The 13,718-nt window shown below is 46.4% G+C and carries 14 protein-coding genes; 1 reads left to right on the top strand and 13 read right to left on the bottom strand.

Annotated elements, in window-relative coordinates:
• Positions 1-112: 112 nt before the first annotated feature.
• Both IEY46_RS06515 and IEY46_RS06510 read right to left on the bottom strand, forming a co-directional pair.
• Positions 113-919 carry a histidinol-phosphatase gene (locus IEY46_RS06515; protein WP_188990268.1) on the bottom strand — a complete coding sequence of 269 codons (807 nt, stop codon included), beginning with the start codon at positions 917-919 and terminating at the stop codon, positions 113-115.
• A gap of 64 nt (positions 920-983) precedes the next feature.
• Positions 984-1,742: a glycerophosphodiester phosphodiesterase family protein gene (locus tag IEY46_RS06510; protein WP_188990266.1), complete on the bottom strand. Its 759-nt coding sequence runs from the start codon at positions 1,740-1,742 to the stop codon at positions 984-986.
• A 244-nt stretch (positions 1,743-1,986) separates the two neighbouring features.
• On the opposite strand from IEY46_RS06510, the gene IEY46_RS06505 reads away from it, so the two are divergent.
• Positions 1,987-2,838, top strand: a complete 852-nt coding sequence (locus IEY46_RS06505) for a helix-turn-helix transcriptional regulator (protein WP_188990264.1) — start codon at positions 1,987-1,989, stop codon at positions 2,836-2,838.
• Positions 2,839-3,784: 946 nt separating this feature from the next.
• On the opposite strand, the gene IEY46_RS06500 is transcribed toward IEY46_RS06505, so the two are convergent.
• From IEY46_RS06500 to IEY46_RS06450, 11 genes are all read right to left on the bottom strand, one after another.
• Positions 3,785-4,318 (bottom strand): XF1762 family protein, encoded by a 534-nt coding sequence (locus IEY46_RS06500; RefSeq protein WP_188990262.1) that lies wholly within the window; start codon positions 4,316-4,318, stop codon positions 3,785-3,787.
• Between the two features lie 911 nt (positions 4,319-5,229).
• Complete coding sequence (locus tag IEY46_RS06495) at positions 5,230-5,724, bottom strand: hypothetical protein (RefSeq protein WP_188990260.1); 495 nt, start codon at positions 5,722-5,724, stop codon at positions 5,230-5,232.
• Positions 5,725-5,735: 11 nt separating this feature from the next.
• Entirely contained in the window at positions 5,736-6,065 is a 330-nt protein-coding gene (locus tag IEY46_RS06490; protein ID WP_188990258.1) for a ParB N-terminal domain-containing protein, read from the bottom strand.
• Positions 6,066-6,268: 203 nt separating this feature from the next.
• On the bottom strand, positions 6,269-7,114 hold the full coding sequence (locus IEY46_RS06485; protein WP_188990256.1) for an RHS repeat-associated core domain-containing protein: 846 nt from the start codon (positions 7,112-7,114) through the stop codon (positions 6,269-6,271).
• A gap of 9 nt (positions 7,115-7,123) precedes the next feature.
• On the bottom strand, positions 7,124-7,867 hold the full coding sequence (gene pyrH, locus IEY46_RS06480; protein ID WP_188990254.1) for a UMP kinase: 744 nt from the start codon (positions 7,865-7,867) through the stop codon (positions 7,124-7,126).
• 124 nt (positions 7,868-7,991) lie between these two features.
• The gene (locus tag IEY46_RS06475; RefSeq protein ID WP_229750105.1) at positions 7,992-8,327 is read right to left on the bottom strand and encodes a GyrI-like domain-containing protein; all 336 of its coding nucleotides are present in this window, start codon (positions 8,325-8,327) and stop codon (positions 7,992-7,994) included.
• A gap of 458 nt (positions 8,328-8,785) precedes the next feature.
• The gene (locus tag IEY46_RS06470; RefSeq protein WP_188990252.1) at positions 8,786-9,898 is read right to left on the bottom strand and encodes a Gfo/Idh/MocA family protein; all 1,113 of its coding nucleotides are present in this window, start codon (positions 9,896-9,898) and stop codon (positions 8,786-8,788) included.
• Positions 9,899-9,933: 35 nt separating this feature from the next.
• On the bottom strand, positions 9,934-10,788 hold the full coding sequence (locus tag IEY46_RS06465; protein WP_188990250.1) for a sugar phosphate isomerase/epimerase family protein: 855 nt from the start codon (positions 10,786-10,788) through the stop codon (positions 9,934-9,936).
• Positions 10,788-11,837 (bottom strand): Gfo/Idh/MocA family protein, encoded by a 1,050-nt coding sequence (locus IEY46_RS06460; protein WP_188990248.1) that lies wholly within the window; start codon positions 11,835-11,837, stop codon positions 10,788-10,790. Before IEY46_RS06460 ends, IEY46_RS06465 begins: the two co-directional genes overlap by 1 nt.
• A gap of 1 nt (position 11,838) precedes the next feature.
• Entirely contained in the window at positions 11,839-12,699 is an 861-nt protein-coding gene (locus IEY46_RS06455; RefSeq protein WP_229750104.1) for a sugar phosphate isomerase/epimerase family protein, read from the bottom strand.
• 174 nt (positions 12,700-12,873) lie between these two features.
• Positions 12,874-13,665 carry a helix-turn-helix domain-containing protein gene (locus tag IEY46_RS06450; protein ID WP_188990244.1) on the bottom strand — a complete coding sequence of 264 codons (792 nt, stop codon included), beginning with the start codon at positions 13,663-13,665 and terminating at the stop codon, positions 12,874-12,876.
• Positions 13,666-13,718 lie beyond the last annotated feature (53 nt).

Below are 13,718 nucleotides of genomic sequence, written 5' to 3'. Positions count from 1 at the left end.
GATGTTGAACAGGAAAATGCACCCCCAAGAATTTCCATGGGACACACCCAAAGGGTTTCCCAGTGTTATTCTAAGGGGTGCAATACGGCTTGCAGACCAATCTTGCTTGCCATTATAGTGGTACGCTGATTCGTTTTCTCTCTTTGAAATAAACCCATTCATGGAAACCGATTTCTTTCAAGCGCCTCGTAACAAACTCGAATTCATCCGCTACCCTTCCCGGAATATGGGCATCCGAACCCATAGTTACCTTAACGCCCGAGTGCAATGCCAGTTCGAGAATGTGATCGGACGGATACCATCCGCCAACATCCTTGGTACTGCCTGAGGTATTAATCTCGATCGTCATATCGCATTCGCCGATGGCCTTAATGGCTTTCTCCAGATTCCGGGATGGGATTTCACTGAATTCAGGGTAACGTCCCTTCATCGCGTCAATATGTCCTAGAATATCGAACATCCCGCTGCGAGCGGATTGCACGATCAGGTCATGGTACTTGTCCTTAAGCCTGATTTTGCCGGCTTCATCCAACTGGTCCCAGCGTTTTCTATTGAAAATAGTGATGCCTTCCACATAGTGTACGGAACCGATGATATAGTCAAGAGGATATTGTGAATATACTTGTCTGTAGACTTCGGCATATTCGGGGAAGAAGTCGGATTCTACCCCCAACAGCACATCGATCTGACCTTCGTATTTCTTCTTAAGCTCGAGCACTTCCTTGATGTAATGGGGAAACTCGCTCTTGGCCATCGCGATGCCGGGTAAGGGTTGATCCTCCTCCATACCGAAGAAGGGAGAGTGATCGGATATGCCAATCGCCTTAAGTCCTTGCTTTAGGGCGGATTGAATATATTGTTCAATCTTTCCTTCGGCGTGACCGCATCGGTCATGATGTGTATGCAAATCAAATTTCATCTTGTAAGGTCTCACCTTCTCCTTCTCGTCTAATACGGATGATCGATAGAATTGCCAATTGCCTTCAGACAGTCAGGCGATAAATGGTATTCGTCGGTATGTAGTCCATTCCTATTTTGATCGCATTTTTGACTCCTTCTTCCGTATCCTGCGATCTAATGCATACATTAAGGCCAAGATTGTGTAGATGCTTGACATCCGATTCAGGCACCAAAGATACATCAGCGTAGTCAAGTTGAATTCCTGCATTTCCTAATTCGCTTAACTCCGGTGCTGTTTCCATATTACTTAATATATGATGGATATATAGACGTTCTGTAATTTCCCGAACCTCTTTCAACATCGGTAATTTAGTGGTAGAGATCACCGAATAATCTTCCATATTATATTCTCGAACCATTTCAAGTACGGCATTAACGATGCCTGTCGTTTTCAACTCGATAAAGGGGACACTCCCATAATACCTGCATATCCGAAGATACTGTTCAAAAGTCGGCATCTTTCGTTGATCCAATGGGAATGTTTCAACGTGATTTCCGACATTTATGGCATACTTCTGGATATCTTCCCACGTCATCTCGCTGATCTTCCCTGTCCCGTCATACATTTTGTCAATTGTACTATCATGATTACAGACCAGAACCCCATCCAGTGTAATGTGGACATCTGTCTCGATCGCCCAGAAACGTTTGGCGCCGGCTGCCGTAAAAGCAGGAAATGAATTCTCAGGCCCATCAACAGTGAAACCACGGTGAGCAATAAACCTTGGATGGTGCACGCTATTTCGGATATTAAATAAAGGGTTCGTGGAGTGGATCCTCATAATTTGACCTCCTCAATCGATTGAATCTGGAATAAGGCCATACTATCATAATAAACAAAGTCTAAACCATGTATTAATAACCTGTTTATGTACTATATAATTGCACTTCGGCGATGGAGCTCATTTCATATGGACTTGCAGATCAAGCAACGTTGTATCTATTATTCACACTTGAAATGAAATATCCACTTGTGATACCATCTGTTTAATCAATGATTTCATATTCAGATCAGAGGGCGATTGAATGAATGATGCACTTGGCGAATTACATAATATGGTTCCTCATTTTAGCCGAGTCGTGCATAGGAAAGTCAATGGCTCGTGGGTAAACCCCAGGAAAGTTTGGGAAACGCATTCCTTCATTCTGGTTTATGATGGAGAAGCAGTGATTGGCTGCAATGAAGAACATCATGTATCCAAAGGTGATTTAATCTACTTTAAACCTGGCGATGTGAGGTGGGGATATACCTTTGAGAATAACCCCATGAAATGTTATGGCATGGATTTTCAATACTCTTGTTTACTATATGATAACGATCATTGGTATAAAAAGGACATTCCTCTTCCTATAAACTCCTTTCTTCAAATCAAAGACACCCATTTATTTTCTAGAATACTCTCTCTATTCCAATCGCTTTCCCAAGAATGGGTATCACCTAATACGTTTAACAAAGTAATAAAAGAAAGAGCATATTACATGGAGATTCTGAATCTATTATTCCTCTGGCATTCTTCTAAACAATCTCTTAATTACGACAAGATCCGTAAGGTCGATAAGGTATCCCAATATATTCTGGAGAATTACACCCATCGAATTAAAATGCAAGAACTTTCCAATTATATACAAATAAGCAAATCTTACCTACAAGTGATGTTCAAAGAAATTACCGGCAGCACTCCGATCGAGTATTTGATTCAAGTGCGCATTAACAAAGCTAAAGAACTGATTAAGGAAGGCTATTATAATATTAGGGAAGTATCGGAATTAGTTGGATTTAATGATGCATTCTACTTCAGCAAGTGTTTCAAAAAAAATGAAGGCATGTCCCCCAAAGATTATAGAAGTATTGTCTCCTCACAGAAGCAATTCGTTTGAGAAAGAAGAACAAGGCCGCCTTAATTGGCAACCTTGTTCTTTTTTCATAGAATATGGTTTTAATCAGCTTCAAGATTGGAGCCCTGTTGAGGCATCCTGCATCTCGCCGGAATATTTGAAGGGCTGCGCGATCGTTTCCTTCTGCTCAGCAATACTGCCAAATATCATAGTTGTTGCTGTTCAGCCTGGTCATCCATACGATCCATCATGTTGACGACATCGCCATGACCGTTCTGCACATAATAAGCCTTGCCCTATCATCTTCGCGGGCGATCTGGCCCTGGCCGCGAATGTATCGGGCTTTCAACGTTGCTTTTCTTCCGAGACAGTTGCTTCGGCCACAATCTGATCCACGTCCCCATAATAGTGGTTCGTCTGTCCGTTCTCTGTTCACTCCCATAGCAGTCCATCCCCATAGGTAAGTTACACTTCCGCTTGGAAGCACTACAGCCTTCATGTGGTTCCGTTTATCATAAGTGGTCGTACTGTCGGGTCGGTCAAACGGCTGCTTAGTCGTCATCGTCTGTCAGTTGCCACGGCTATCATATTGATACGTCTGATTGTATTGAGAAGACGTGCTTCCCGGTTCAGTGTATCGGAAGTAAACCAGGATGGAAGTCTATGTGACCTATGAACGGAAAGTCCGTTGCTTCGGACGGTGTAAAGTCGAACCTCTTCATCCGACAATGCCGATAGAATCGCGCAGATCATTCCCATCTGTACACATTGTTTGAAAGGCGATAAAACCCAATTTACCAAAGGCATTTCGATATACCTCCATTAATTTGATGATTTCCGATTAAACGCCTTTGATCTCGATTTTCCAGAGTTTCTTAAGTCCTGTTGGATGCTTGTCTACCCTGGAGCAGGAATTACTGTTCCAACTGCCACCAGTGTTCTTACCCATGAACTGAAACCGGTAGCTCGTAAAGTTGAACCGGATTCTTCATCCAATGTACCTGATGAGGGAGCGATAGCCCATCTCCCGCGCGATACGCCGCGCCGTGGCGTACAGCTTGCTGCAAAGATGAATGTAAGCCCCGTTCACACAGACGCGGGTAATCTCCAACGTGAGTCCATCATCTTGATGACGGCTTATTGGTCTGCCCGCAGTGAGAACGCCGACCAGCTTTTGGCCATTGCTAATACCAAGGGCAAACTTCATCCCTTGAGGAGCAACATGATGTCGATGGTTCTTGTTGATGAAGTCACACGCCTGACGGAATATAATAGGCGTGGGGATCGGTTCAAACCGAGAGTAATCCGGATAGAACTCTTCCATATACCGGACTGCTTCGGGGCGGCTCATGGCAGAATCCCAGAGCAAATCAAATCCTTCATCGTGCAAGTCCCATCGCCGATCATTGAGTTCATCTTCTGAGTAGATGGTATACTTCCTCAGCGTTTCGTGGATGAAAACCCAAAACCACTTGATCGGCGACTGACTCATGGTGAAGCCAGCCGGTACAAATTCTCGCATTCCAAATTCCTCCTTGTTTTTGGGCACAAAAAAAGGAGACCATTTGAACATACGGGTCCCGTATGTTTAAATAGTCTCCTAGAAAATACCCATTACATATTTGCTAAATAGCGGCTCCTTCCATGCCAGAAAATGAAACGGCACGGATAATACATGATGATTCATAATGAATTCATTATAAAGCACGAACTGGAATATAAGCAATGAAGGGTTTATAATTTACGCGCTTACCGCCATTTTCGTCTGCTTATCAATGTTAAGCCAAGTCATATACGTGCCTCTTGCTTCTTAATCGTTCCGTCCACATTGCCAAATATATTTTGCATAGCAGTGGGGACCTATTTAGGTCATTATGGGGCTGGTCAGAATAACATCGTCATGTCTACATGCTTTAGATCTCCAGTTTGTTTTCGCCATGATGATTCCGCAGCAAGAGGAGATAAAATGGTCTCCTTCATATCAAACTTCGCTCTAATTATTCGTTAACTATGTAAGGGTATATTTTCCTACTCTAAAAAGCATAATCTTACGAACATATTCCCAATGATAATGATTGAATACAGGTTAATCCTCCGAGGCAGTGGAGGCTGGTTACGAAACAGTGTGACAATCTTCTGCAGCGAAGTCGCGTTCCGGACTCCCCATGCAGCCGGACAGTAGGTAGCATCCGCCCCGAATTCGTGCGTACAAACAAATATTGAAATGTCATACTGAGCTAATGATGGTTAAGTTCGATTACAGCCGCCTGCTTCATTCGTTACCGGGGGGGGGAGGGGGGGGGGGAGTGAAAAGTGAAGAGAAAGCCATATGGTGTTGTGAACTGTAACCCATAAGATGGACACTTAAAAAAGTGACATTTTACGGGTTACAGTTCATTGTTACACTTGCATTTGGCTTCTACCAAATTTAAGTTATTTTATATCTGTATTTTCCATTTCAAACAAAAAAGAGGAATCCCATTTTTCTCTATATGGATGTATAAATACCTCCCAATACTCCCTCGCATTCCAATTCTTTTGAATTAACATTTCTGGTAAGCAGTGAATGGCATCCACTAATTCGAATGCTCTTTGATATTTATTCAGTAAAATTAAGGCTTTTATCTCCTCAATAACGACATTGATTAATTGGAGATATTGAAATATAGTATTGCATTGAGTTTCTGATAAAATTTCGTTATAGCTACTGGAATATTGATTTTCAATATCTAATATTATCTTACCATCTATCAGCAGTGCTTCCTCTATTAATTGTTCTATAGCCTCTTCTCTACCATTCATTAAATGAACAGATTTTTTTTGTATCAGGTTAAGAGTGGACAATACATTGGTTTCATTTATTTTATATCGAGAAATAATAAGTAATTTATTAAGTATTAGTAGAAACTTCACTAGTTCTTTATTCATTCGTGAGCCTCCTAGTTATGTCCAATTTGTATATCTACCGATTTACCTGTATTAATAGCATCTTGTAACCTATGATGTCCATCAAGTACATTACCCTTTCGATCAACGATGATAGTCTTGTCTCCCCCATACTTTACAGCATTCTGGACCCTAGTAGGATTTAATGTGCTTAAATCCTTGGTGGGGTTTAATGTACGTGGATCAACACCCAATTGTACGCTCTTCCCAGAAGATTCAAACGATTTACCCATGTATTTAGTTTTTGCAAATAATCCTGTTATCCAGGGCCATGCTTTACTCAAACCATTACCAACTGATTTGACTACTCCTGGGGCTTTCACAACGACTCCTGATACTCCAAAGGTTACAAAGTTTAAACACTCACTATCATATGCACATCCAATAAATGCATTGGATATACCCGTTTTATCCGCTTCGATATGGAAAGCATTTTTAGGATAGAATTTCCCAGTAACTTTTCCATTCTCAATAATATCCCTACCAAAATTAAAGAATATGCTATCATCGATATATTTTGACGTACCTACGTCACCAAAAATCTCGAATCCTGCTTTGCCACCATTGCCCCCCCCCCCCCCCCCCCCCCCCCCCCCCCCCCCGGACGAGACAAATTTCCATCAGCAGAAGTGCACCAATTACCAGTCGGATCAATATTAGTTAATGGATTATTATGCACATACGTATACAAGTTCTGACTTAATGGATTTCTAAGTTCCCCTTCATACGTATCCTCTCCTATGAACCACCCGATACTGGGATCATACCATCTCGCCCGCAAATATTGGAGCCCTGTTGAGGCATCCTGCATCTCGTCGGAATATTTGAAGGTCTGTGCAATCGTTTCCTGCTGCTCAGCAATATTACCAAATATATCATAGCTGTAACTATTCCCTATGACCATCCCTGTGAGACCCACCAGGTTGACGACATCGCCGTGACCGTTCTGCACATAATACGCCTTGTTCCTATCATCTTCGCGGGCGATCAATCCCTGGCCGCGAATGTAACGGGCTTTCAACGTTGCCGTTCCACCGGAGACAGTTGCTTCGGCCAATATCTGATCCACGTCCCCATAATAGTGGTTCGTCTGCCTGTTCTCTGTTCGCTCCCATAGCAGTCCATCCCCGTTGTATCGGTAAATTACACTTCCGCTTGGAAGCACTACAGCTTTCAAGTGATTCCGTTTATCATAAGTGGTCGTACTGTCGGGTCGGTCAAACGGCTGCTTAGTCGTCATCGTCTGTCGGTTGCCGCAGTTATCATATTGATACGTCTGGTTGTATTGGGAAGACGTGCTGACCCGGTTCAGTGCATCGTAAGTAAAGCTGCTCGTTGTTCCATACTCTGTCTTGGCTGTTCGGGAAGCCACAACTCCCAATCAGCTCTCTTCCATCTCCAGAATGGAATGACCGCTGATCATCGTCCCCGTGCGCTTACCTTCACAAACTTCTTTCATAGCCCCAGGCTTATCGAAGTCAAATACATGGATGGGCAAATGATAATCGCGGGCTAAAATGAACGCGGACTGGTCCATGACCTTTAAATTATGATGAAGGACGTCATTGTAATGCAGCGATTTATATTTCCTGGCCGTCGGCTTCTGCCTCGGGTCACCGTCGTAAACACCGTCTACCCCTTGCTTGGCTACAAGCAGAGCATGACAATCCACTTCGATCGCCCTCTGTACGGAAGGGTAATCCGTGGTGACAAACGGCTGCCCGTTGCCTCCCGCAAAAATCACGATATACCCCTTCTCCAGATGGTGAATCGCTCTTAACCGGATATAGGGCTCACCGACCGAATTGATCGGTATGGCCGTCATTACCCTGACTTCTTTATCCGTTTTGGCTTTCAGCACTCCCCTTAGCATCAGGCTGTTGACCACCGTAGCCAACGTCCCAATGTTATCCGCCTCTGCTCTTTCAATGCCCCAGCTCTCGGCCATGCTGCCTCGGAATATATTTCCTCCCCCAATGACTAAGGAAACCTCAACTCCCATCTCCAGCACGGACATGATCTCATCCGAAATATGATTTAATTTCATAGGGTCAAATCCAAACTCATTTTGTCCGGCAATGGCGCCGCCGCTTAATTTAATCAGTACTCTTCTGTACATGCTCATGGAATCCCGCCTCCCGAACAAAATAATAGGCTCTTTTCTAAAATATTGTTGCTTTATGTGATACGGCTTCATATCAACCCGTTAATCTAATAGAGGGGTTCAATAGGCGGTATCGTATAAAGTGCTAGATCTTCTCAATAGGGAAAAATAAAGACAATTCTCCGTTATTATCTTTTGGGTCATAAAATTCTTGAACGGCTCCAACCAATGTGTAAGCATGATCAGGTAAATATTTTTCAATGATATGATTAAATATTTCTTTATAGGAATTTTGATTACACTTAACCACAACATATTTAAATGATGGAATGGACCATTTAACCCAGCCATTCGGGGCTTCAGCGTCATCTGAAACTTCACACCTCGCTAGGTATTTCCCCTCATTTTTCCACCTATCAAACTTTCCATCCACATCACTCATAGCACCCCAAATCCCAGCAATACTACCATCAGAATTCAATTTTACAAGACTGCTTATTTCAGAGCAAAATTACTGTTTGCCTCTTTCCATAATGGCGGTATCCAAACAGGACCTTCTCTGGCAAGTCCCTCCCCCATCTTGCCAATAACTTTAAATTTTCGTCTAACTATGATGTCAACCACTAGTTTTCCCCCTCTGTAATGTCTTCCCTGGATTCAGGAAAAGTACGTTCTGCATGAAATGAAAAAGCTGTGAGAGATGAAGAATAGCAACAATCTTTACGAACCGAACAAAATAAAAACACTAAAGCATGGAGCGCTTTAGTGTTTCATTAAAAAAGGGGGATACAGGTAAGGTCCATCTCTTATAACCCTTGAGATTCCACCCCATACTCCCACTCCTTCAAAGTTAAATTTCCACTATTTTACACAATGGCAGAGTAGAAAGCAATCCTTTTATGGGACGGCTCGGTCAATATCTATTTCACATCGTTGTGGTCAGACGAGATCCGCCGTATCTGCAGGATTCGAGTCCAAACGATAGATATGCGGATTCTGGCGGCGGCACTCCTCCATCACTTCCATTTGCATTCTTACCTGAAGCGGTGTAATTTCAAGCGGAGCCCCTTCTGTCAATGTCCGGTACAGCATCCGATAAACCTGCTCCGTCATATGATCGAATGCCGATCTGCCCACCTCCATGTTCAGATCCCAGGCATCCTGATGCCATTTGAGCTGTTCGCTGCAGTAAGCCGGCATGCCATTCGAATCTAATAGCGGTCCTCTGACAAGCTGTTGGGGCGGCGCTTCCTCAGGCCGGTAATATTTCCATTCCAACCGCCGCGTATCGCCATGCAGACCGCCATGCGTTCCCTGGATCACAAAAGCTTCGCCGGGAAAATTGCTGCATGAGGAAATTTCAATATCTATGGTGGGGCGGCCATGCCCATGCAGCAGCAGCTTGACATAATCCTCTGCATCGCCGAAGGTGTTGGCGCGGTCCATGATGCAGGTGACATTGGGCGTAGTATCGCCGCCGAACAGCTGAAGGGCCTGGTCCAGTGGATGCGGTCCTGTATTCATCAGATTTCCCCCATTATTGCTTTGCAGCGTCTGCCAGTCCCATCTGCGGGCAAAATTGCTGCTGGTCAGGTCGATTTGAACAATTCTTCCCAGAACGCCTGATGCGATAACCTTCCGGATCTGTACGAAAGCAGGCTGATAACGCGAATTCTGGAATACAGCCAGTATCTTGCCTGAACGCTGCGATGCAGCGATCAGACGGTCAACCTCTTCCGGCGTTTTAGCCAAAGGTTTCTCGCACAGTACATGAAACCCACGGTTTAACAGCTCCAGCGAGACGCTGTAATGCTGATCGCTTGGCGAGGCGTTCACGATCAGATCCAGCTGCTCGTTATCCGCCATTGCCTCCCAGCTCTCATAGGACCGGCAGCCGTATTCCTTCTCTGCCCGCTCCCGGCGTTCCGCAAGCGCGTCCGCGACAGCCGCGATCCGGTAATAGCCCGGGATCCGCACCAGCAGGTTCCCGTGAATGTCCCGGCCGCTCCGGCCTTGTCCGATAATACCGACTTTTAAAGGTTCCCGATTCATCTATACATCCTCCTCTTCCTCGTTAAGCTGTATGTTCAGGATTTGCTGGCCAGCAAGCTGCGCACTTCCTTAAAGTCATGCCGAAACCGCTCCTCGATGGGGTAAGGAGCGAAACACTCCAAGGTAACCCAGCCATCATACCCTGTCTCTTCAAGTGCCGCAAACAAAGGCTGATGGTCGACGCCTCCGTCGCCAAGCCTGCACTGGACAAAGGCTTCCTGGCCATGCCGCGTCAAATTGGTGAACGTGCCTGGATCTCCTGCCTCGGGTATCCGCAGCTCATCCTTTACATGCACATGGAACAGGCGGCTGCCAAGCCGAAGAACGGAATCACGGCCGTAATCGGTGTCCGTAATATACATGTTCCCCGCGTCATGAATAAAGCCGACATTATCCCGTTTGATGAGCTTCAGCAGTCGGCTGCAGTCATCTGTCGTCTCAATGATCGACTGGTTATGGATTTCAAGCGCGATACGGATATTGTACTGCTGCGCTTCCTCGGCGCATCTGTCAATAAAATGGGCTGATTTCTGATAGTGATACTCCTGTGCCAGAAAACCGTTCGGTCCTCCCGTCTGAACGCGGAAGAGCGACGCTCCAAGTTCCGCTGCCTTGGGCAGCATGCGCCGGATATTCTCGAATTCCCGTTCGCAATCCGCATCGCCCAGTTCAGAGAATCTTCCCGCATAACCGCCGATAGCGGGAATTGCGAGTCCCAGATTGTCGGCCAGCCGCTTGATTTCCTTGATCCGCAAGCTGCTGGTCGTTGGCGAAAAATGAGGCTCATTGCCGGCAATCTCCAAGCCGTCAACGCCGATGCGTTGGGCGATCTGAAGCGCTTCGTGGATGCTGTATTCGATTAATGCGCCGCTGAACATTGCTATTTTCATCAAGAATCCCTCCGGATGTCTGTCGAAGGCTCATCCAGCCGCATTTCACGGCCAAGCTTCGAGCTTTCATAGATTTTACGGATCAATTGAACGCTTGCCATGCCGTCTCTTCCGGTTACGAGCGGCTCGCGGCTACTCGCAAGCGCATCCAGTATGTCCTCATATTGTAGCTGATGATAGATATGCTGAATGCTCAGAGGATCGGAGACCCCGCCGCTTTGGCCGGTCAGTCCGAGCTCCGGCTCGTCCATCCCTTCCACTGACCAATGGATAATATCGCTGCCGCTGACTTTAACCGTTCCTTTATCTCCATAAAGATTAATGCCTGCCGGGAAACCCGGCTTAATATTGGTAGAGGCCATGATCGTACCGATTGCGCCGCCGGCAAAGGTAACAATCGCGACCCCCATATCTTCTGCTTCGATCTGATGGGATTGAGTGGCGATTTTACCGGAGACAGCGACTGGCTGTCCAACGAGCCAAAGCAGCAGATCAATGGAATGAATGCCCTGGTTCATCAATGAACCGCCATCCTCTTGAATCGTACCGCGCCACGCCGCACTGTCGTAATAATCCTGCGAACGGTAGTAAGGAACCGACACCTCGGCGAACAGCAGATTTCCCAGCTTGTTCTGCTCCATAAGACGTTTTAGAAGCTGATGCTGGGGCTCGAACCGTCGTTGGGAGATGACCGATATCGTCAGTCCGTTCGCTTCAGCGATGGCGATCAGCTCGGCCGCTTCGGTCTCGAGCATCGCCATCGGCTTCTCAATGACCAGATGCTTGCCAGCCAGCAGAGCTTCCCGGCCAATTGTATAATGGCTGCCGCTGGACGTCGTTACCGACACAAGATCGATATCGCGCCTGTCCAGCAGCTCCTTGTAATCATCCGTCCAATCGCAATTCTCCTGCTTTCCTATTGTCTCGGCCTTGTCCCGGCTGCGGCTGGATACGGCAATCAGCTTCGCGTGTCCGATCTCCCGAATCGCCTGAATATGGAAGCCTGCAATACCTCCACAGCCGATGATCCCGATTCGCCACTGCTTCATATTATCTTCTCACCTCGCCAAGTAAGGCACGCAAGGCATCCAGCGTCATGCGCGTGCCGGTCATCTGGGAACCGCCCGCTGGAATGAAATGCGTTTCAATGGTATACAGCCCTTCATATCCATCCTCTTCCAGAGCTTTCAGTTGTGCGATCACCGGAACATCGCCTGAACCCAGTGGAACGCACCGGGGCAATCCGTCAGCACCAATATATGCATCCTTCAGATGAACATGACCTATCGCACCTTTGATCTTCTCATAACCGCGAGGATAAGCTTCCCTCCCGCCGTAGGCCTCATTCCCGGGATCCCACAACCCGCGCAAAGCTTGCGAATCAACCCTTTCAACGATATCGGCGACCTCTTCGGCAAATCCGGCGTTGCAGGAAGGCTCGTTTTCCAGCAGCAGGACAACATCGGAGCGCTCTGCGCGCTCGGCTGCTTTTTTGAGATGCGACGCAATTTCTTTGCTGTACAGCTCCGGCTGCAATTCTCTCCAGAACGAGAATATGCGGATCCGCGGGGCACCCAGCATGAGAGCGATTTCAATGACGCGATCCAATTTGCGGAAATGCGCTTCGACGCTTTCTTCCTTTTGTCCGAAAGTATCTCCGGAAGACACCGTGCGGCTGGCATCCAGTCTGCATTTAAACAAAGGCGATGCGACTGCGGAGATATAAAGTCCGCGCTTCTCTACCTGTGAGCGAACCTCGCGCACTTCATGATCCTCCAGATCCGCTATATTTCTTCCATTTATGACACGCAGCTCCACATGCGACAGCCCTTGAGCCGCAATCCAGTCCAACGCTTCCTCCAATACTACCGAAACCTCATCGGTCAGAACGCCTAAGCGGTTTCCAAGCAATTTCAAACGCCTCCTCAAATGCATTTGTATGAATGTTATTAAACTATAACAACTTAAAATAAAAATAAATTGACGGATTCATTAAATAATTTGACAGATTAACCGCATATCCTGCAAGTTATTAGCACTTAATTTTTCTTCCTGCTCAAAAAGTGACTAATCCGGTATACGGCTTTAACGCTTGCGCAGCTCTGACGGCGCGATACCCCTGTATTGCTTGAATTGGCGGCTGAAGTAATAAACGCTGCCGTAATCCAGGGCATCGGCAACCTCGCTGACGTTCATCCCATAATAACGAAGCAGATGCTCGGCACGTTCAATCTTCATATTGATCACATAAGCTTCCAGCGTCCTGCCCATAATCGCACGGAACTTGCGGGAGAAATACCGCTCCGACAAACGCGCACGCTCGGCCAATGAGGCCACTGTATGCTTCATGCCTGGAAATTGGCGGATATAGCCGGCCGATTCATGAATGATTGACAGCAGCTCTTGATTTTCATTCAATCCCGTATCGGTTTCACTTGTTCCTTCGTCCGCAAACTGAAGCAGCAGCAGGAAAAGCAGATGAAGGGCCTCCGTTTCGCTTCGGCTTTGTTTCTCCATCAGAGAACGGGCATAACGGGTCAAGTAGGTTTCAAACGTAAGCCGGTCTTTAATTTGATGAAAAGACGGATAACATCCTGCAAGGCTATGGGGCATTTGAAAATGAATAAAAGACACCGTGAGGGGCGACTCCGGATCATGCCTGCCCACTGTTTCATCCCCGGGCCGGAACAGATAACAGCTGCCAGCCGAGACGGGACCGCGCACCCCGTTCAGGATCAAATCCCCTTCTCCGCTCCAAACATACCACAGGTCAAAATCCTCAAAAGGACGACCGACCGTATTCCACCGCCAGCCCGGCTCGCAGAATACTTTACCGTAAGCATTGGATAGCTTCAATTCTTCAATCTGAAGAGCCATGCTTTTCACCTTCCTTCCCACAGGGGGTCTTTCCCTTGATGATAGCTGAAAGA

Origin of the sequence: Paenibacillus nasutitermitis (genome assembly GCF_014641075.1) — a bacterium.
Classification (GTDB): Bacteria; Bacillota; Bacilli; order Paenibacillales; family Paenibacillaceae; genus Paenibacillus_Z; species Paenibacillus_Z nasutitermitis.
This window is presented reverse-complemented; position numbering and strand designations above follow the sequence as displayed.